Annotated in this window: 15 protein-coding genes and 1 pseudogene; 11 read left to right on the forward strand and 5 right to left on the reverse strand. The window is 45.2% G+C overall.

What is annotated here, in order from left to right; all coding sequences use genetic code 11:
* Window positions 1-98: 98 nt before the first annotated feature.
* From G493_RS30100 to G493_RS0118745, 6 genes are all read left to right on the forward strand, one after another.
* Entirely contained in the window at window positions 99-1,967 is a 1,869-nt protein-coding gene (locus tag G493_RS30100; protein ID WP_084813655.1) for a sensor histidine kinase, read from the forward strand.
* On the forward strand, window positions 1,933-3,288 hold the full coding sequence (locus G493_RS0118725) for a sigma-54-dependent transcriptional regulator (protein ID WP_028581631.1): 1,356 nt from the start codon (window positions 1,933-1,935) through the stop codon (window positions 3,286-3,288). Before G493_RS30100 ends, G493_RS0118725 begins: the two co-directional genes overlap by 35 nt.
* Window positions 3,289-3,733: 445 nt before the next feature.
* On the forward strand, window positions 3,734-4,726 hold the full coding sequence (locus G493_RS0118730) for a TRAP transporter substrate-binding protein (RefSeq protein ID WP_028581632.1): 993 nt from the start codon (window positions 3,734-3,736) through the stop codon (window positions 4,724-4,726).
* An 87-nt stretch (window positions 4,727-4,813) separates the two neighbouring features.
* Window positions 4,814-5,359, forward strand: a complete 546-nt coding sequence (locus G493_RS0118735; protein ID WP_028581633.1) for a TRAP transporter small permease — start codon at window positions 4,814-4,816, stop codon at window positions 5,357-5,359.
* Complete coding sequence (locus tag G493_RS0118740; RefSeq protein WP_028581634.1) at window positions 5,356-6,753, forward strand: TRAP transporter large permease; 1,398 nt, start codon at window positions 5,356-5,358, stop codon at window positions 6,751-6,753. The genes G493_RS0118735 and G493_RS0118740 overlap by 4 nt, the downstream gene beginning before the upstream one ends.
* A gap of 85 nt (window positions 6,754-6,838) precedes the next feature.
* Window positions 6,839-7,330, forward strand: coding sequence for a universal stress protein (locus G493_RS0118745; protein ID WP_028581635.1), 492 nt, complete (start codon window positions 6,839-6,841; stop codon window positions 7,328-7,330).
* Between the two features lie 117 nt (window positions 7,331-7,447).
* Here the strand turns inward: G493_RS0118745 and G493_RS0118750 are convergent, their stop codons facing one another.
* The 5 genes from G493_RS0118750 to G493_RS0118775 all read right to left on the reverse strand — a co-directional run bounded on the left by G493_RS0118750 (window position 7,448) and on the right by G493_RS0118775 (window position 15,285).
* Window positions 7,448-9,130, reverse strand: coding sequence for a L,D-transpeptidase family protein (locus tag G493_RS0118750; protein WP_332308225.1), 1,683 nt, complete (start codon window positions 9,128-9,130; stop codon window positions 7,448-7,450).
* 220 nt (window positions 9,131-9,350) lie between these two features.
* On the reverse strand, window positions 9,351-10,115 hold the full coding sequence (locus G493_RS0118755) for a succinate dehydrogenase/fumarate reductase iron-sulfur subunit (RefSeq protein ID WP_028581637.1): 765 nt from the start codon (window positions 10,113-10,115) through the stop codon (window positions 9,351-9,353).
* A gap of 71 nt (window positions 10,116-10,186) precedes the next feature.
* A complete protein-coding gene (locus G493_RS0118760; protein WP_028581638.1) occupies window positions 10,187-12,115 on the reverse strand; it encodes a fumarate reductase/succinate dehydrogenase flavoprotein subunit in 1,929 nt (642 codons plus the stop codon).
* Between the two features lie 132 nt (window positions 12,116-12,247).
* Complete coding sequence (locus G493_RS0118765; RefSeq protein WP_232363795.1) at window positions 12,248-13,036, reverse strand: succinate dehydrogenase cytochrome b subunit; 789 nt, start codon at window positions 13,034-13,036, stop codon at window positions 12,248-12,250.
* A 1,154-nt stretch (window positions 13,037-14,190) separates the two neighbouring features.
* Window positions 14,191-15,285: a cyclic nucleotide-binding domain-containing protein gene (locus G493_RS0118775; protein ID WP_028581640.1), complete on the reverse strand. Its 1,095-nt coding sequence runs from the start codon at window positions 15,283-15,285 to the stop codon at window positions 14,191-14,193.
* A gap of 234 nt (window positions 15,286-15,519) precedes the next feature.
* Here G493_RS0118775 and G493_RS0118780 point away from each other — a divergent pair, with 234 nt between their 5' ends.
* From G493_RS0118780 to G493_RS0118800, 5 genes and pseudogenes are all read left to right on the forward strand, one after another.
* Entirely contained in the window at window positions 15,520-17,121 is a 1,602-nt protein-coding gene (locus tag G493_RS0118780; protein ID WP_028581641.1) for a hypothetical protein, read from the forward strand.
* A 97-nt stretch (window positions 17,122-17,218) separates the two neighbouring features.
* Window positions 17,219-18,451 (forward strand): tryptophan synthase subunit beta, encoded by a 1,233-nt coding sequence (gene trpB / locus G493_RS0118785; protein WP_028581642.1) that lies wholly within the window; start codon window positions 17,219-17,221, stop codon window positions 18,449-18,451.
* 191 nt (window positions 18,452-18,642) lie between these two features.
* On the forward strand, window positions 18,643-19,413 hold the full coding sequence (trpA, locus tag G493_RS0118790; protein WP_028581643.1) for a tryptophan synthase subunit alpha: 771 nt from the start codon (window positions 18,643-18,645) through the stop codon (window positions 19,411-19,413).
* A 50-nt stretch (window positions 19,414-19,463) separates the two neighbouring features.
* A complete protein-coding gene (locus tag G493_RS0118795; RefSeq protein ID WP_028581644.1) occupies window positions 19,464-21,251 on the forward strand; it encodes a M3 family oligoendopeptidase in 1,788 nt (595 codons plus the stop codon).
* A gap of 200 nt (window positions 21,252-21,451) precedes the next feature.
* A pseudogene (locus tag G493_RS0118800) lies at window positions 21,452-21,649 on the forward strand (IS256 family transposase); the annotation flags it as partial.

Consider the following 21,649-nt stretch of genomic DNA (forward strand, 5'->3'; position numbering starts at 1 on the left):
GTACTTCTGTAGCAAATATCCCAAAGGTTTGATTTTTTGAAATACTACCCGGAATCAGTGTTAAAGCTGACTTCTTGTTAGGATAATCTCTAAGCATTATGAAACGCTCCCTGATAACAGTCATTTTGATAGGTATCCTTTGTCTGACAGGTGCTGTGGTTGGTGTCGGCAAATGGGCATACAGGCAGGGTGTTGCTGAACGTGCCAGTGAGTCTAGTGCTCAATTGGCATTATATCAGTCATATCTGAGAGGCGTTCTGGAAAAGTATGAATATCTTCCAGAATTGCTGGCCAATGATAAGAGGCTGATTACTTTTCTGGAAAATCCAGGCGGACGCGAACGTATTGAAGCCTTTAATCGTTATCTGGAAACCGCCAACGCCATCAGTGATGCCGCAGATACATATCTTATGGATAGAGAGGGCTTGACCATTGCTGCCAGTAACTGGCAGACTCCCAGACCTTTTGTTGGTCGCAATTTCAGTTACCGTCCTTATTTTCAGGAGGCCATGCGAGGCAAATTGGGAAGGTATTTTGCGTTGGGGACAACTTCAAGCCAGAGAGGGTATTATTTTGCCTATCCCGTTCGACAAGGTGAAACTATCCTTGGAGCACTGGTTATGAAAATAAATATCGATTCTGTTGAAGAAAACTGGAAAAAACAGGATGCAACTTTTCTGGTTACTGACCCTGACGGTGTTATTTTCATCACTACAAAGTCCAACTGGCGCTATCGGACATTGAAACATTTATCTCCGCAATCAGAAAAAAGAATTGTGGAGTCAAAAAGATATCCTGATGCTTCGTTGAAGCCACTGTTCATCGCAAAACATGATCAGAGTGGAGGATATTCGTTACTTTCAATACAGGACGAAGCCACAGGAATTGTTCGTACTTATCTACATATGACGGCCAATATGCCGCATGCTGGCTGGGAGGTACAGATACTTTCCGATATCAAGGGTGTTGACCGCTTTGTTATTCGCACTATTATCGGTATAAGCTCTGCCATGGTCATAGCCATAATGATTATGTTATTGTTTTGGCAACGGCAGCAGCAGATGTCGGAGAGACATCGCTACGAAGAGGAGTCGCGCAGGGTTCTTGAGCATGCCAACGAAGTTCTTGAATCACGGGTTGCTACCAGAACGCACGCTCTGACAGAATCCAACATCAAGCTTCGGCAGGAGATTATTGAACGTAAAAAGACCGAAGCCAAATTACGAAGCGCACGTGAAGAACTAGTCCATGCTGCAAAACTTGCAGCCCTTGGCCAGATGTCTGCTTCCATTACCCATGAATTGAATCAGCCCCTAGCTGCAATACGTGCGTACACAGACAATGCTGTTCACTTTCTGCAAAATGAGAGACAACAGGATGCGATGTGGAACCTGGAGCAGATTAGCGAATTGACCGAGCGAATGGCAAAACTCGGGAGCCAGTTAAAATTGTTTGCGCGTAAGGAAAGTGATAAGGCTATAACTGTTGCCTTGCACGGATGCCTGGACGGCGCATTGGAGATTCTGGGGCCTTCCATCAAAAAATCAGCTGCGGAATTGAAGGTACAAATTGTACCGGAAGATCTCGCGGTATGCGCAAATAATGTGCTGCTTCAGCAGGTTTTGGTGAATTTAATCGGAAACAGCTTGCAGGCTGTAGAAGGACAGGCAACCAAAAGGATTTCTATCAAGGCCGGCATTGTCAATGATATTGTTGAATTAAGAGTTATGGATAATGGCCCGGGGATAGAGCCTCAGCTGAGAGAAATAATCTTTGAACCATTTGTGACAACCAAGGAACCAGGGAAAGGACTTGGCCTGGGCTTGACCATCACCTCACGCATTGTCAGGGAAATGGGGGGGAGTATTTCCTATGAGGATGTTGGTGGTGGGGCTTGCTTTGTCGTACAACTACAATTACCGGACACGACCCATGAAAATGTTGACCAAGGTACTGTTTATAGATGATGAAATGCATATTCGCCAAGCCAATCGCCAGACATTGGAGTTGGCAGAGCTTGAAGTCACTACCTTGGAGACGGCTGAAGACGCGCTAGGCATCATTACCTCTGATTTTCCAGGAATAGTTGTCTGTGATATCAAGCTTCCAGGAATGAGTGGCTTGGAATTACAGGAAAAATTGCAGACAATTGACAGGCATCTCCCTGTTATTTTCATTACGGGCCATGGTGATGTGTCTACTGCTGTCCGTGCCATGCGTAATGGAGCCTATGATTTTTTGGAAAAGCCCTACTCATCGGAACGGCTGGTGAAAACTGTCACGCGGGCACTTGAAAAACGTATGCTTACGCTGGAAAACCGACAGCTGCGTACAGAGTTGGAAGCTCATAGTGCACCAGGCCCACGTATTATTGGAAAAACACAGGCCACACAACGCTTACGCGCCACAATTACTCAGATTGCCGATACAGGCGCTGATGTTCTGATCGTTGGTGAGACGGGAACAGGTAAAGAACTGGTCGCGCGTTCACTACATGAACATAGCCAGCGCAGGAATAAGAATTTCGTAGCTGTTAACTGTGGGGCAATTGCTGAGAATATCATAGAAAGTGAGTTGCTTGGACATGAAGCAGGGGCGTTTACCGATGCCAAATCCAGGCGTATAGGCAAGTTTGAGTACGCTAATGGTGGTACTTTGCTGCTTGATGAAATTGAAAGCATGCCCCTTCAGATGCAGGTGCATTTGCTGAGGGTTTTACAGGAAAGGGTTGTTGAGCGGCTTGGCTCAAATAAAACCATACCATTGGATTTGCGTGTTGTGGCGGCAGCTAAAGTGGATCTCAAAGAGGCTTCTGACAAAGGTGAATTTAGAAAAGATCTCTATTATCGTTTGAATGTGGTTTGTATAGAAATTCCGCCATTGAGAGCCAGAAGGGAGGATATTCCGCTACTCTTTCATCATTATCTGCTTGTTGCCGGGCATCGTTACCAGAAAGAGGTTCCGGCCCCTCAGTCTTCAGAAGTCAATATGCTGATGGCCTACGACTGGCCGGGTAATGTGAGAGAATTACGTAATCTTGCAGAACGTTATGTACTTCTTGGTAGCCAGGCTGGATGGTCCATTGACAAACTTCTTTCCTGGGATGTTGCAGAAATGTCCGGTAGTTTGAACCAACAGGTGGAACTCTTTGAAAAAACTCTTCTTGAACAGGCTCTTACCGCCCATAAAGGATCATTGAAAGAGGTCATGGCCACCCTGTCGTTACCAAGAAAAACTCTCTACGACAAATTACAGAAACATGGCCTGGATAAGAACGACTATAAATGATGTTTGATGTGAGTCATATTCTTTGGGTCACATTGAGAGTGTTTCTCAACGTGTGACTTTCCCCTAATAATTTGTACGCAATGGGTGGAGTCCCACCCATTGGTCTTTTTTTTAGACCTTGCCGCTGTCGATTCAGGCAGTGCACTCATCTGTATTGCTACCTGACCGCGATGTCATTTGAATGAATTAGAAATATATCAAAATATCGGTCTGTTATTTGTGGGATATTTGGCTGGATGCCACCATTTTTTACCTGTACTGTATTTGTTGATAGGCGTTTTCTTCTTCAAAATGTCCCTTTACCCGGAACTGGCCTCTTCTTTGCTCCTAATTTCAAGTGAAGCTCTATGTTTCATTTACTCTTTCCTGCTTTTTCGTGGGTGGGAATGCATGCAGCCGGATGATTTCCGAGAGCTGTGTCATTAAAACAATATTGGAGGATTGTATGGTTCGTAAAGTAACATTGGCGTTGGCGTCACTTGCACTTGCAGCAGCTTTTACCAGCAGTTCGGTAATGGCCAAGCAAGTGGTCATTAAGTTTTCTCATGTTGTGGCCGAGAATACGCCAAAGGGGCAAATGGCTAACAAGTTCAAAGAGCTTGTAGCAGAAAAATTAGCAGATAAGGTAGTCGTGGAGGTCTATCCTAACTCCCAGTTGTTTGGTGACAATAAAGTGCTTGAGGCAATGCTCTTGGGTGATGTGCAGATGGCTGCGCCGGCATTGTCAAAATTCGAGAGATATACCAAAGCTGTACAGTTGTACGATTTGCCTTTTCTTTTCAAAGATATGGCAGCTGTAGACAAGTTTCAGTCCAGTGAAGAAGGGCAAAACATGCTGTCTTCCATGAAGAAGAAAGGTTTGATTGGGCTGGGGTATCTGCACAACGGTTTGAAACAGCTTTCATCATCCCAACCTCTGCGTGTTCCCGCCGATGCAAATGGGCTGAAATTTCGCATTATGGCCTCAGATGTGCTCGCAGCGCAGTTTCAGGCGGTAAATGCCGTTCCTCTGAAAAAACCATTTTCTGAAGTTTTCACTTTGCTGCAAACCAAAGCTATCGATGGTCAGGAAAATACGTGGTCTAATATTTATTCCAAGAAGTTTTATGAGGTACAGCCCTACATCACAGAGTCTAACCATGGCCTGCTTGACTACATGGTGGTAACTTCTGCCGAGTTCTGGATGGACTTGGATGACGGTCTGCGTAGTGAAATCAAGGCATTGCTTGATGAATCAATAGCCTTCGGTAACCAAGTAGCTCTGAAAAAATCAGAAGAAGACAAACAGAAAATCATTGAATCTAAACGTAGCGAAATCCTGACTCTCACTCCTGAAGAGAGAGCACAGTGGGTTGAAGTTATGAAACCTGTGTGGAAGGAGTTTGAAGACGAAGTTGGCAAAGACTTGATTGATGCTGCTTACAATTCCAATATGTAAGTCTTATCAGGTTGGTTATTTTATTTCGTGCCGGTGATGGGCGGGGACAGATGTCCCTGCCCATTGTGGTGTGAGGGGATTGGCTATATGTTCTTTCGATTAATAAATAAAGCGGAGGAGGCAATTATCAGTCTGCTTCTTATCGCAACGACATTGCTTGTTTTTGCAGATGTGATCATGCGGTTTGTCTTTAATACCGGATTTTTATGGACCCAGGAATTGACGTTGCACATGTCTGCCTGGTTCGTCCTTTTTGGCACATCTTATGGTATCAAGGTTGGATCCCACATCGGAGTTGATGCCTTTGTCAAGCTTTTCCCAAGGGGAATACGACGCGCATTAACAGTTGTGGCTTGTTTACTTGCACTCAGCTATTGCGGGCTGATTATGTATGGAAGCTGGATTTACCTGGAAAAAATGAAAAAAATCGGCATTGAGCTGGAAGATTTACCAATACCCACTTGGCTGGCCCATGGAATGCTTCTGGTTGGTTTTATTTTTATCAGTGTACGATTGCTTATTCTTTTGGTGCAGGTGATTATAGGTCAGGCTGATTGTTTCCGTCATGTGGATGAGGCCAAAGAAAGTATGGAGATTGTTGAGGAACTCAAAGAAGATGGAGGCATGGCATGACAACAGCTGCACTGTTTATTCTGCTATTTGTGTGTATGCTTCTGGGCATGCCCATTGCGCTCGCTTTGGGACTTTCCAGTATCACTACCATATTGTTTTTTTCCAGTGATTCTTTAGCCTCAATAGCTCTGAAGCTTTTTGAAGCGCTTTCTGAGCATTATACCCTGCTGGCAATTCCGTTCTTTATTCTTTCTTCAGCCTTTTTATCTACAGGTGGTGTTGCAAAACGCATTATCCGTTTTGCATTGAGTCTGGTTGGTCATATTCGAGGAGGATTGGCCATGGCTTCCGTCATGGCTTGTATGATCTTTGCTGCAGTTTCCGGTTCATCCCCTGCAACAGTTGCCGCTATCGGATCCATTGTCATTGTGGGGATGGTTAAGGCTGGTTATCCAGAGAGTTTTGCAGCAGGTGTTATCACCAATGCTGGTACATTAGGGATTTTGATTCCACCCTCAATTGTTATGCTGGTATATGCTGCGGCAACAGAGGAGTCTGCAGCACGCATGTTTATGGCTGGGTTTATTCCCGGTCTGATGATGGGTGGCTTGCTGATGCTGGCCATTTACATAGCTGCCAGAATTAAAAAACTCCCTGCTCAACCGTGGGCAGGTTTTAAAGAAGTTTTTTCTTCCGGAGCTTCCGCGTTCGGCGGCCTGATGCTTATTATTATTGTTTTAGGATCCATTTATGGTGGTATAGCAAGTCCAACTGAAGCTGCTGCTGTGTCAGCGGTTTATGCCTTTCTGGTATCAATATTCGGGTACAGGGATGTAGGACCATTGCGCAATACTGCGTGGCATAATCCTGGCGAGTCCATTGGCGCAGCTGTTGGCCGCAACTGCTTGAGAATCGTTGCAGCTGTTCCCATGTGCGTTGTGGATAAAGATGTGCGTAAAATTGTACTGGATGCGTCAAAGGTATCCATTATGCTGCTTTTTATCATCGCAAATGCCATGCTCTTTGCCCATGTACTGACGACAGAGCGCATTCCCCACCATCTTGCAGAGTTGATCATAGGATGGGGATTGGAACCCTGGATGTTTCTCATTGTGGTGAATCTACTTCTGCTATTGGCAGGAAATTTTATGGAGCCTTCAGCCATTCTTCTGATCATGGCTCCCATTCTTTTTCCCATAGCTGTTAAATTGGGGATTGATCCTATCCACCTTGGTATCATCATGGTGGTGAACATGGAAATCGGTATGCTTACCCCGCCGGTAGGCTTAAATCTTTTTGTTACCGCCGGTATAACAGGAAACAGCATCGGATGGGTTATCAGAGCTTCTCTGCCGTGGCTGCTCTTGCTGATATTCTTTTTGCTCATCATTACGTATGTTCCACAGGTTTCACTGTTTTTGCCAGAATATCTTGATAAAATACAAGGGTATTAACTCTTTGTTCCTCTTCAGGGGTCTGCTTTAATCTCGGACCCCTGAATTTCTCAGCATTCTATTTACCATCGGAGGAGGATACTTCATGATTCCCCAAATACAAAAAGTCCTGTACGCAAGCGACCTTGGCGAGCATACCAGACCGGTTTTTGCACGTGCAGTAAGCCTTGCTCGACGATATGGGGCAGAACTGCTGATGGTTCATGTGGTTGAACCCCTTGGTGTAACAGGCACTTCAATTATTGAGAGCTATCTTCCCGAGGAAACCGTTCATAAAATTCAAAAAAACGGTGGAATGGCAGAAATGATGGAGCGGGTAAAACGCCAGTTGCATGATTTTGCTGAGGAGGAATTGAAGGAGGAGACACCTGAGCGTGTACCTGCTATTGAGGTACATGTCACCCTTGGGATGCCAAGTAGAGAGATAATGCGTATAGCTGAAGAAAATAATGTGGACGTTATTGTCATGGGAAAAAGTGCCCATAGTTTTTTTGGTAATACCATGATGGGGACATGTGCCAGAAGGGTAACTCGTCACAGCAATATACCTGTGTTTCTTATTCCCAACAATGGATAGAATAATTATCTGTAACCAGGAGCCTTTCCCCCTGTGTTAGGGAAGGAAGTTGTCAAATTGTAAGAGAAGTATCCCCGCATGTGATCAACATGCGGGGCCTCGTTGCATTTGGTTTTTTCATTGTTCATTTTTGAAAAATCGTTTCGTAAGCTGCAAATCCTTAGCGTATATATCCCGGTAAAAAATAAGCTCGTCGGTTTCCGGGTCTGCATAAACAGTCATATACAGAAGATGAATAGGGATAGGGTTATCAAGGAGGACGACCTGGGTCTGACCTCTTTTTAGGACATCTTCTATTTGCTGCCGTGACCAGCTGCGTTTATTTCCTGCAAGCAGATATTGGGCAAGTTCCACAGGTCTGCTGACTCGGATACAGCCATGACTATAGGCTCTTGTGGCGTTTTGAAAAAGGTTGTGAGTCGGTGTGTCATGGAGGTAAATATTGTGTTTGTTGGGGAACATGAACTTTAATTGGCCCAGGGAGTTTTCTGGGCCTGGATCCTGTCGAAATCTATAACGTCGTATCCCCTGGCCGAGTTTTTTCCAATCAATAGCCTGAGGATTTACCTCTTTCGCATCCTGCTCCCATCCGGCAAATATTCGCATATTTTTTTCTTGAAGATAGTTTGGATTGTGAATCTGCTGGGGAAGGATTTCACGTACAGCTATACTCACCGGAACATTCCAATAGGGATTCAACACAAGATACCGCATTCTGTCGCTGAAAAGGGGGGTTTTATGGTCAATTTCACCTACAATTACAGGCATATGCAAGTCGACCTTTTCGTTGTTGAGAATTGTCAGTTGATATCCTGCTATATTGACGAGAATCTGTTTGCCAACCATCCTGTGCGGTAACCAGCGCCATCGCTCCATATTGATGCGAATTCTCTGGATAAGAGCGGAAGGGGGAGTATTCAGAGCAATGATCGTATCGCTGCCAATGATACCATCCTGGGTAAGATTAAATTTTCTTTGAAAGGCGCGAACAGCTTCCACTATTCGAGGACTGTAGAGATTGGTTGCATCCGGAATGTAACTCTCTCTCAGGTATCCTTCACTTTTTAAGCGCTGTATGAGGAGAGGTATTCTTTGGTCAGACATTCCAGGTTTAAGGACAGGACCTGACGGCACAGTGGGAAACCCACCGTTCTTTGCAAAAGTACGGTAGCGCGCCAAGCCATTTTTTAACGCGTGATATTGATGGTGTTGCGGTTTATGACGATTTAAAAAATCGGTGATATTCTCTGTCGTCGTAATTTGTTTAAGCAGAAGAGCCACGTCAATGGTAAGTGATTGCTGTGGAGAATAAACGTCATTTTGCAACAGGTTTGGCGGATTGGTTCCTGCGACCGTGTCAACCATGTAATGGACCAGAGCCGTGGAAAGGAGGAGGTCCAGTTTAGCCTGATATTCTGGAAAAGGGATGTTCCAGAGCTGGCTAATATCCTTAATGAAATAGTCTTCAGGGTTGAGACCATCACTCCATGCTTCAGTCAATATGAGGAACAGTTCCTTGGCTTTCTGAGTTGGGCCGGACGTGGACGTCCAGAGAGGTAAGAAATTATTTCTTTGATAATACTGCGTAATGGCCTGATTAATCAATCTGCTTCTTGGGTCGGTAGGGTTGTTGGACGTGTATGTCTGTTGTAAATGGCTCTGGCTTCTCTCTTGCGTGGTAGGTAAAGCTTGTGATGAAGAGGGCAATTGCTGAGCTCGCACGCTATCTGTCAATACCGCATACTGGATAAGAGAATAGCAAAGAAGCAGTCCAAGGTGATTCAGTTTTGGAAAATGCACGATAGTAATATTGGCTTTGGAAGTGTTACAGGTATATGAAACAGTGGCTACAATCAAGTGAAAGTATACACTAAAAATGAGAGGGAGGAAATGAACTTCGAAAGATGGATGATTCTGATTATCGTGTGGGACTGGTGGACAGGTTACAAGGTTATGGGTAAAAAAAACGCCCGGCCCATATGTTGGACCGGGCGTTTGTATGTGGTTCCGTTAGACCTTGTTACTCAGCGTAGGTAAATGCCGCTTTAAGATATTCGCGGTTCAGGCGTGCAATATTACGGATGGAAATGCCTTTTGGACAGACATTTTCACATTCTCGTTCATTACCACAGTTACCAAACCCTTCATTGTCCATACATGCAACCATATTTAATGCACGTTTTTTCGCTTCAAGTTGGCCTTGCGGAAGCAGGGCCAGCTGAGAAACCTTAGCTCCTATAAAGAGCATTGGGACAGCGTTGGGGCAGGCAGCCGCGCATGCTCCGCAACCGATACAGGCTGCAGCGTCCATGGCTGCTTCGGCAACATGCTGGGGAATCAGGATATTGTTACCATCCTGAGGAGAGCCTGTGTTTACAGAAACGAATCCGCCAGCCTGGATGATTCGATCCAGGGCAGACCTGTCAACCACCAAGTCTTTAATAACAGGAAAGCCCCGTGCTCTGAATGGTTCAATAACAATGGTATCGCCATCTTTGAAGCTGCGCATATGCAGCTGACACAGAGTTGTTTCTTTTTCAGGGCCGTGTGCAGTTCCGTTGACCACAGCTCCGCACATGCCGCATATACCCTCGCGGCAGTCGTGATCAAAGGATACAGGCTCGTGCCCTTTCATTGCTAACCATTCGTTCAATACGTCAAGCATCTCGAGAAAAGAGCTGTCGGTACTGATATCTTTCAAAGCGTGATCTTCAAAATGGCCTTTAGCAGTAGGTCCATTTTGTCTCCATATTTTCACTATGATATTAATCGTTTTCGATGCCATGAGATGTCTTCTGCGTTGTGGTTAATGCTCCAGTGGTACACCCACATTCCAGTACGATAGATGAGTATTCCTTACTTATAGCTTCGTTGCGTCAGTTTGACGTTTTCAAAGGTGAGTTCTTCCTTGTGCATAACAGGATCGTTGCCCTCTCCCTTGTATTCCCATACTGCAGCATGAGCGAAGTTCTCATCATCACGCTTCGCTTCGTTCTCTTCAGTCTGACTTTCTTCTCTGAAGTGACCACCGCAAGACTCTTCACGATTGAGAGCGTCTCGTGCAAGGAGTTCGCCGAATTCGAGGAAGTCGGCAACACGTCCTGCTCTTTCCAGAGACTGGTTGAATTCGTTTTTACCGCCAGGTATAACGACGTTTTCCCAGAACTCTTCACGAATGGCAGGAATTTCCTTGATAGCCTTTTCAAGGCCCTCTTTGTTGCGAGACATACCACAGTAGTCCCACATAACATGACCAAGTTTTTTATGGTAATAGTCAACGGTTTGTGCACCGGCTTTGTTTTGTCCGGTATTTTTCATGAGCTTATCAGTAATCGCACGTACGTTGTTTTCTGCAGCGTCATACGCTTCGTGTTTGGTATCAGTGGGCTCAGGAGCCACATTCGCAAGATAGTTACCAATGGTGTATGGCAGTACAAAATAGCCGTCAGCCAAACCTTGCATCAGAGCCGATGCACCCAAGCGGTTGGCACCATGGTCTGAGAAGTTTGATTCACCTGTAGCGTACAGACCAGGTACCGTGGTCATCAATTCATAATCAACCCAGAGTCCACCCATGGTATAATGAACCGCAGGATAAATCATCATTGGTTCCTGGGTCGGATCTGAGTCGGTGATTTTCTGGTACATGTGGAACAGGTTACCATATTTCCGGAGAATAACATCCAGACCATCGCGCTGAATAGCCTCGGCAAAGTCAAGGTATACGCCGAGTTTGGTGTCACCTACCCCAAGTCCGTCATCACATGCTTGTTTGGCATTTCTGGAAGCCACGTCTCGAGGAACAAGGTTACCGAAGCTCGGGTACTTGCGCTCAAGATAGTAGTCTCGTTCTGATTCGGGAATATCCCGTGGGTGACGTTTCTCGTTCGGATCTTTTGGTACCCAGACACGGCCATCATTACGCAGACTCTCACTCATCAAAGTCAGTTTGGACTGATAGTCGCCGTGTACCGGAATACAGGTAGGATGAATCTGTACATAGCAAGGATTCGCAAAGCCTGCGCCCCGCTTATAACACCTGTATGCAGCGGTTACATTGGATGCCATGGCGTTGGTGGAAAGGAAGTATACGTTGCCATAGCCACCTGTAGCCAGAACAACTGCGTGAGCAGAATGTCTTTCCAGTTCACCGGTAACAAGGTTACGAACGATGATACCTTTTGCAACTCCGTCCACAACAACAAGGTCAACCATTTCGCGGCGGGTGTAGAGTTTAACTTTTCCTGTGGAAACTTGTCGCATCATGGAAGAGTAAGCTCCGAGCAGAAGCTGCTGTCCCGTCTGGCCGCGAGCATAAAACGTACGTGATACCTGTGCTCCACCAAAAGAACGGTTGGCAAGGGTTCCGCCATACTCTCTTGCGAATGGGATTCCCTGGGCAACCCCCTGATCTATAATATTGTTGGCAACTTGTGCAAGGCGATAAACATTGGCCTCACGTGCCCTGAAGTCACCACCTTTAACGGTGTCGTAAAACAGACGGAAAATGGAGTCGCCGTCACCCTGATAATTCTTGGCGGCATTGATGCCACCCTGTGCTGCGATGGAGTGTGCGCGACGGGCACTATCCTGGATACAGAAAGATTTTACGTTGTAACCAAGCTCCCCAAGGGTTGCTGCAGCAGATGCCCCGGCAAGTCCTGTTCCAACAATAATAACCTCGTATTTTCTTTTATTGGCAGGATTGACAAGTTTATATCCAAATCGGGCTTTGTCCCACTTCTCTGCCAATGGTCCTTCTGGAATTTTAGAATCAAGCTGCATAATCTTTTCTTCTTGCTAAGGGTGGAAAGTGAAGGCCGACGTTCAACGTCGTTCCTTAGTATACAAATCCATTTTTACCCAGCCGGTGTACCTGTCGGAAGAAGGCTGGATATAATCATGATCAGGTTGCTCTTATCCAAGCAAATGGCTTCGGGAAACCACCAGCAGGAGAGTAATGAGCAGGAAGACAACGATCATGACTGCAGCCACGGCCCATGTGACTACACGGATGGGCCTGTCGTATTTTGGGTGACTGATTCCAAGAGTCTGGAACAGTGACCAGAAGCCATGGCTGATGTGCAGTGCAAGAAGAACCATTCCCGCACCGTAAATCAAAGTGAACCCTGGGTTATTTAAAACATCGGTTACTATATCTGAGATGGTGAGCACCTCTGTTTTTTCAACAAAGTGAAAGTTGAAAAGATGAATAAGGATGAAAAGGAATATGGCCGCCCCAGTGTAAGGCATGGTGCGTGAGCCGATTGTGCGACCGCCGGCAGAGGTTTCAACCTCGTACTTCTGCTCCCGTGCACTTCTATTCTGCAGAAAAAGCAGCACGCCTGTAATGACGTGAATAAAAAAGATAGTGTAGAGGCCTGCCTCAAAAATGGGAACAAACGGTCCCAGCGAGTGCAGGTGGTGAGCATAAGCATTAAAAGCTTCTCTCCCCCAGAAAATGGTGGCGTTACCGATCGTATGGACGAGCAAAAAGCCCCCCAGCATAAGACCGGTTAAAGCCATGATGTACTTTTTGCCTAATGATGACTGACAAGTTTGAATGAACCACGACATAGCTGTTGACCTTGTGTTTTGGTTAACGGAAATCAAACAACATACTTTAGACTGAGTTTCTGCCAGGGCTGGCAACGGACCACCATTCAGTTCCTGAAGAGCCCCCCCTTCAACTGAATGATCATTCATTAACAGGCATGCCGATAGACTGTCAAGGAAAAAAGAGGGGAAAAAATGACCTGGGTATGGGTTCTATCTTTATGATATGTCTACGAAAAGATTGGTTTGTGCAAAATATGCAAATAGTGCTTGTTGTTGGTACGGAATATTGTTGTGTAGCTGTTCAATGCTTTGTTGACAGGTGGCTCTGTTGTTGACTCGCACGAAAGGTGTGTTTGCTTGAGTTGGTTTGACAGGTTTTATCGTAGGTTGTGTTTTGCGCTTGTCTGTTACCTTTGTGATATGGAGTTTTGGTTTTCGGCTTTTGGTGGTGTTGGTTTGTTTTGAGGTTTGCCTGGTGTGTGTTCTGTTTGTTTTGTGGCAGGAATGTGAGATTTGACTTGTATATTGTCAGTTAATTTGCACAATAAGCACAATATGTTGCAGGGGGTATGTTCGGAATGCTCCGTGAAATGTATATGGCAACATATGTGTGATGTGTAATTTTTACATGAATAAGTTTGTAAAAAGGTAAGTTGAAAAAATGATGTGTCAAGGTGACTCAAATATGAGAAAAGAAGTTGAAAAATTACTCAAAAGTTTTAAACTGTTGTTTTTGTTTGTATTGTGCAATTTGTGTAAGCTTGGTGTCGTATCACGGGAGGTGGCTGGAAAAATCTGGGTGCATGTATCCTGTGCAAAACGGTTAGGGGCTCGGGAAATAATAAATATTTAAAAAATGCGCAGGATATCGGTTTGGTAATGTCTTCGCGTCAAGGGGTTCATGCTGGTCGTATTGAGCCATTGGCGCGACAACTTTATCGAGTTGAGGGACAAGCTAGATTGGATAATGTATTTTTTCGTGACCCTTAAGCTGCAAGTTAGGTGTTTAGGGGGGGAGAGATTGCCCGGTTTTGTTGGTCCTTTTGCGCGATAGCTGTGTGAGTTTCATGATTTTATCCTCGAAATATAAGCTTGATGCCCGTGGGGAATGGTTAAATGCCTTCCTCTTGGATGTGAATACTCGTTTATATGCTGAGGTGAAAAGCCTGTCGGAGAATTGCTATTTTTTCTCAGGATAAGGCAGTTTCACGATATCAAACACAGTCATGTGTCTGATATCGTGAGCATTGATTTTCTGAAAATAACACAAACATGGGGAAAAGGCTTTCTCAGGCAGATTCCTAGTTCGGTTTAGGCGTATTCTGCTCGTCAACTTTTTGTAGCCCCTGCATGAGTAGTTTCATGAAATAGCCGATTTCCGGAACGTCAAGATCTTCAGGAGGGAGTCCGGGGGTAAATTTAAATCTCCCTTTCTTTTCTCGTAATACTTCGTAAAATGCAGTTTCGCCTTTGTTCCCGCCGTAACTGGCCTTGATAAGGGCACCCTGGCGCATGGAAAACCTAGCGGTTCCTTTTTGTAATTGGGTAATAGTTAATATCCCTGTCTTGTTATTTGCGTTCAAGGTTTGAAAAAGAGCTTCAGCCGGTATCTCTTCAAGCTTGCCTATCATGCCCGATGCATAGTCGTCATTTCTAACTTTGTTGGAGGCCGTTAATCGTTTGGCGAGCAGTCTGGCAAAATACATCTGCAGACCAGGTTGTTTTTCAAGTAGCTTTCTAAAGTGTTTGTGATCAATGAACAGCAATCTGCTCTGTCGGCTTGCCTGAGCAGTCGCGCCAACATTATCTTCGGAAATAAGGCTCATTTCGCCAAAGACTTCGCCTCGATGCAGGCTGGTAATGGGTATGCCGGCATCATTTAATATTTCAATCTGGCCTTCCGTCACGATATAAAAGAATCCTCCCGGATCGCCTTTACGCATGATTATGCTGTCTTTTGGGTAGGTTTTTAGTTTGAAATACTTGATAATTTCTTTAAATTCTTTTTTGTCTATATTTTTAAAAAAAGAAAAATTACTCAACAGGTGCAGGATAGAGCCGATCTGGTTGCTTGTAGATTCGTTTTCGGCATCGACATTTTTGACGTTGGTATGCTCAAGTCTGATGGAGCCTGTACATCCGCTGCACGAAAGAAGACAGTCGGGAATCTGATCAGCACGTTCGTACTTGATGATGACTCTGTTCAGGTCTCCGTAAAGTATTTTGCAGCTTTTTCTTTCAGGGGGAGCGTGAACCACAGTCGTACAGATGAAGGAATTGTCCTGATCGTTGTGCATGGTGATTGCTATGCCGGACAGTTGGAAGACATCTCCCCATTTATATAATGGGCAGTCAGATACTTCAGATATTCGAAATTCAATTTTGGGAAAACCCATTGCCGGTGCTCCGGGAGTTGCTGCCACTCAGTTTGCGGAATGAAAAAAAAATCAGTTGTCTGTATATTGCTCTTTTTCCTTTTTGCCGCAGGGTAAAGTGATTGTAAATGATAATGAATAAAATCGACCATTGGTTTATTATGCGCAAAATTGTCTCGTGATACAAGGGGTGGACGAGAAAAAAACATCTCGCCTGCAAAGATGTAATCCTCTGATAAATAAGAATATCTTAAAATGCGTACATGTATAAGCCCTGCCGGGGAATTCAGGGTAGCAAAACATGCTCCTCATTATAGAGTTGCTAACTTCCGCCAGGAGACTCATGTCAGCGATCTGGGGGGAAAACCGGACGGGCAGCAGGTAAAGAACTACGCAAATTTCCCTCAAGGGGATATTCGTGTAGATCAGGCAAAAGTCATTTACGAAATTGCCAATGCTTTTCCATTCAGAGGCGTTACGTTTATTGATTCCGGATGGGCCGTTGCTGCGGCGAAGAATCCCGGACGCATGAGCATAAAAAAAACGCAGGAGTCCTCTACCCGCGAAACCTTGACTCAACATCTTTCACCTGAACAGGTTAAACAGGCACTGGTTAGCTTACCTGCAAGTATCCGCTATTCTATTGCTGCTGCATCATACGACAGTGATGAGTTGGTTATCCTGGCAGAGAGTTGCTGCCGTTTTGTTCATGATTCTGCGGGTAACCCCATAGGGCTGGAATATACTAATGACGGGTCTGGCTTCAGACCTGTAATAGCAGACTTTGAACTGTTTGAAACCATTGCCAACAATCCTTATCTTCCAGATGTGTATAAAGAAGTTATGGTTTTGCGTCCAGGAGTTCAGGGAAACAGTGAAATTGTCGGAGATTACAGGAAGGGGGAAACACATATTTATGAATACCTGCGGACAAACTCATATATTCCCTGGGGACATTATGCAGCAAATTGCTCAGAGGATTGTATCCGTTATACTATAGATACGTTGAGTTATGAAGATATGCAGGGGCTTCGACACCTCTATTATCAGCGAGCCTATGCCCAGACGGCAATGAACCTTGGTGTCAGCCTGCCTGAAAAGAGGAGTGAGCGATACACTGCCATTGAATTGGAGAAGTTGCGCAAAAAAATTCTCAGTATAAAAAATACACTCGAAAACGTGCCTAACCTGGCGACCCTCTGGGGATGGAATTTCGGTTATGATTTTTCTGGTACAGGATACCGTTTGCATGCTTCACATCAGATGATTCATCAACAGTATGCATTTATTGGAGAAAGTGTTCCCTCGCTTTCTGGTGATATACTTGTTCCGTTCAGTGCCGGTGATATGGTGGCAGAAACTGTTCGGCAGTATGGAGAAGAAAACGGATCGGATTTTTTTTCAGATTATCTTACTAACTTGCGTGCCAATACCAGGATTGATGGCAACTCTGGCCCAGATTCTCTTATTGTCTGGCAGGACGATCACGTTATGCTGTTCGTACCAAAAGCACAGGTTTCACAATGGGAATTGCAGATTTTAGTTATCGCAGATGAAGATGATGGACCTGTGGGCAATGTATTTGAAGCAAGCTCGGCGGTCAGGGATAGCCTGGATAAGGGACTGTTCTATGCCCAGACGGCACTTGCAGGGCTTGGTGCGAAGCTGGTGACTTCCATAGAGTATTCTAAACGTTTTGCCCTGAATAACAGGCAGCGTCTGCTTTATTCGCTGTTGCCGAAGCTGCCGTGGTCCATGGGAGCTTTCAGTGAAGCCCAATACCGATTTATTTGCGGTCATTATCCCGAGGATTTTGCAGAGGCGTGTAGAAAAAGTCTTGCCAGGGCTCGCCTGTGAAGATACTGCGGCTGAAGATGAAATGACAGGGGTGAACTCATTTAGCAGATATAGAGAGTTGCTCTTGAAAAGTTTAAAAGAAAAGGTAGTTGATACGATGAAAAAAGGATATTTCGGTCAATGGGGTGGAGCATATATTCCAGAAGTACTCCATGCGACTTTTGTAGAGTTGAATAAAGCCTATGATCTTGCCCGAACAGATAAGAAGTTTTGGCAGGAATACGTGGATTTTATGCAGAACTATTCCTGCAGGCCGACACCGCTGACGTATGCTGAAAATCTGAGCGATCATCTGGGTGGTGCACGTATCTACATCAAGAGAGAAGACCTCAATCATACCGGTGCCCATAAAGCGAACAATGTCATGGGACAGGGGTTACTGGTGAAAAGAATGGGAAAAAAACGGGTGATTGCCGAAACGGGAGCAGGGCAGCATGGAGTTGCCACTGCAACCATGGCCGCAAAATTCGGTTTTGAGTGCACCATCTACATGGGTGAAGAAGATGTGTTGCGTCAAAGGCCCAATGTTTTCTGGATGGAAAAACTCGGTGCAACGGTAGTGCCGGTCACCGATGGCTCAAGAACACTTAAAGATGCCATGAATGAGGCCTTTCGTGATTGGGTTTCCTCAATGGATACAACCCATTATGTAATAGGAACTGTCTGTGGCCCTCATCCTTTTCCCGAAATGGTTGCCTGGTTTCAATCCATAATTGGCATTGAAGCACGTGAGCAGATTTTAAAACAGTTCGGTAAATTACCTTCGCGTGTGTATGCCTGTGTAGGTGGCGGTTCGAATGCCATGGGAATTTTTCAGGGCTTTTTACAAGATGAAGGGGTTGAACTCGTAGGTGTGGAAGCAGGTGGTAAAGGCTTGGAAACAGGAATGCATGCTTCCAGAATGGTTGGTGGCAAGTCTCAACCAGGTGTTGCCCAGGGATATAAGACCATGTTTCTGCAAAGTGATGAGGGACAAATGCTGGACACCCATTCCATTGCCGCTGGGCTTGATTATGTCGGCGTCTCTCCCATACTCGTTGATCTTGGTGAAAAAGGCAGGGTCAGGTTCGAGTCTGCAACCGATGAGGCCGTTCTTGAGGCTCTTAGCCTGTCCATGCGAACAGAAGGGATTATTCCTGCTCTTGAATCTTCCCATGGTTTTGTTCAGGCCATCAAGGAAGCTCCTAAAATGCAGCGTGACGAGGCTATTATCATCAATATGTCCGGGCGAGGAGACAAGGATATTTTTACCATTGCCCATGCCTACGATGATCCCTCCTGGAAAGAATTCATTATACAAAGGGCAGAGGAATATAAAAACAGAGTCTAAAGGCGTACCCGCATTCAGATTCATGACCGTTGTCTCGCTGTTGCAGGGAAACATGTCCGGGGCAGAAATCCCGGTAACTATGAGCGAACGCTGGTATCCTGCGTATTTTTTCAAATGTTTCGACCATGCCGCGTGCACTTGGGAAAGAATGAGCAGGGTGTTTGCCGTAAAACGATTTTTACAAACTGAATATGACATTACAACAAGAACTCAGAAAACGACTTGAACACAAATCCATACTTCTCATGACCCACCTGGTACTCGGGTATCCTTCGTTTGAGGTCAATAAAGAGGTCATCAGGCAAATGGCTGAAAATGGTGTGGATTGTATAGAATTGCAGATACCCTTTTCAGAACCAATCGCCGATGGGCCAGTAATATCGAAAGCCAATCAGAAGAGTTTGCAAAACGGAACAACCGTCAGGGAATGCATCCTCTTTGCAGAACAGATGGCGGTTGAATTCCCTCAAGTACATTTTTTGTTCATGACGTATTACAATATTGTTTATAAATACGGTGAAAGGGCCTTCCTTGAAAAAACAAAAAAAATTGGCTTTACAGGAACCATCATCGGCGATCTGCCCCCTGAAGAAGGGCAGAGTTACGTTGCTGCAAGTAGAGAATTGGATTTGGCTCCCATTGTCTTTTTTACGCCCACTTCGACTTTTGAACGGATGCAGGACGTAGCAAAATATGGTGAGGGATTTGTCTACTGTGTAGCTCGAAAAGGCGTGACCGGAAAACAGACAGCTCTGGATGAACATGTTGCCGTATATCTGGAACAATGTCGTAAAGCAACGGACCTTCCTCTGGCTGTCGGCTTTGGTATCAGTGGTGCCGCAGATGTGCAGAAACTACAGGGCAGGGCGGACATGGCTGTGATAGGTACAGCTACCATCCGGTTGGTGGATGAAAAAGGACCGAGTGCTGTAGGGGCTTTTATTGCCGGCCTGAGAGATTGAAAGCAGCGTAATCGCGGCTTTACAATGGAAAGAATATAAGAAGGAACAGTATGAGTACAGCAGGGAATGTATCGTTGAAGGTTGAAAACGTTGTCTGGGATTTACATGATCTCTATGCAGGCGCCGAAGACCCTCAATTACTGGCAGATATTCAGCTTTGTTCCAGGCAGGCTGAGGAGTTACACCAGCAATATTTCGGAACAATAGCTTCTCGAACTGCGAATGAGTTGTTCACTCTTCTCAGTGTACTTGAAAAAAATGATGCTCTTCTTGGCAGGCTTTCTACGTACGCTTTTTTGCATTTTACTACCCAGACCTCAAATGACAAAGCCTCCGCCCTGTTGCAGAAAATTGAAGAACTTGCTGCTGAAGTAGGGCGCCGGACCATATTTTTTCGTTTGGAATGGAACCGTATCGAGGAATCACTTGCACATTTGATGCTGGCTGCACCTGAACTTGTACATTACCGCTACTATCTTGAAAATTTGCGCAAATTTGCCCCTCACCAGCTTTCTGGACCAGAGGAAGAGCTTTTGCAACAGTTCGGACCTGTTGGCAGGAGCGCCTGGGTCCTTTTGTTCGATAAAATCATGGCCAATATGAAGTTTGGCGAAAAAAAACGGACAGAAGAAGAGGTACTGAGCGATCTCCATTCAAGCGAACCTGAGGTCCGCAAACAGGCTGCCGACGACATGACCCATGGGCTTCAGGACAATCTACATATTCTCACTCACATTTTCAATACTCTGGCCAGTGAAAAAATGATAACTGACAGGGTCAGAAAATATCCTGGGTGGTGTGCTCATATGGATCTTGAGAACGGGTTAGAGTCCCATACCGTTGATACCTTGATCCAGGTGGTGGTGAGCCGTTATGATCTTGTAGAAAAATATTACAGGCTTAAAAAGAACATACTCGCCGTAGATACGCTTTTTGATTTTGATCGATATGCCCCCATCCCTACTTCAACGGGAGATCAACTTGTTGACTGGCAGCAGTGTCAGCGTATGGTGCTTGAAGCATTTCAAGATTTTTCTGGGGAAATGCATGACATAGCTTTGCTTTTTTTCGAAAAAAACTGGATTCATGCACCTGTGGCCGAGGGTAAGAGAGGGGGGGCTTTTGCTCACCCTTGTGTTCCGGGCGTGCATCCGTATGTTATGGTGAATTACACCGGTGGAATGCGAGACGTGTCAACCGTTGCCCATGAACTCGGACACGGTGTTCATCAGTATCTCGCAGCAAAGCAAGGACTATATAACAGTGATACTCCATTAGTCTTAGCAGAAACTGCTTCGGTTTTTGCGGAATTTCTGGTGTTTAAAAAACAGTTGCAGTGCTTTGATTCAGCTGAGGAAAAAAGGGCCTTTATCTGCCAGAAAATTGAATCTATTTTTGCTACTGTCTTCCGGCAGGTTGCCATGAACCGCTTTGAGCATCAGATGCACACCAGAAGAAAGGATCAGGGGGAACTTGCAGGTGAAGAGTTTGCCCAGATTTGGATCGAGACCCAGCAAGCAATGTTTGGAGATTCCGTCCAATTAACAGAGAATTATAGAGTGTGGTGGTCATATATTCCTCATTTTCTAAGTACTCCTGGGTATGTGTATTCATATGCCTTTGGCGAATTGCTCGTATTGTCCCTGTATTCGCAGTATGAAGAGCAAGGAGAAAAATTCGTTGGCAACTATCTCGAGTTGCTTCGTTCAGGAGGGAAAGACAGTCCGTACTCCCTGCTGACTCCATTTGGCATTGATCTTGATCAACCTTCTTTTTGGCAAGGCGGCATGAAGATTATTGAAGAACTTCTTTCACAAGTACTGACAGTTTCACAGTGATACTGTTTCTCGGCTTCCAGTGGAAGGTGAGCTTTGAGTTTGTGCAACTTGAGTCAGAAAACCGTATATCTTTTATGGTAACTACTCGCAGGGGTGGAGTTATGATCGAAAGTGGTGTTTGAGGAAGACATAAAAAATAAATGACGTATCCTGTTGGGACCAATCCGCCAAGAACAATTCCAACACAAAAAGGATACGTCATGAACAAGAATAAAATTATTAGCCTGAAAAAGCCTGGAGAGTTTTCCGAGGATCCACTGACCGAGTTGTTGCGACATGGTGCTCGACAACTTATTGCTGACGCTGTCGAAGCTGAACTTCAGGATCTTCTGCAGCAGTATGCAGATGTGAAAAATGACCGGGGGCATAGGCAAGTGGTACGCAATGGTTATTTGCCT

Source organism: Desulfogranum japonicum DSM 18378 (assembly GCF_000429945.1).
GTDB classification, from domain to species: Bacteria; Desulfobacterota; Desulfobulbia; order Desulfobulbales; family Desulfobulbaceae; genus Desulfogranum; species Desulfogranum japonicum.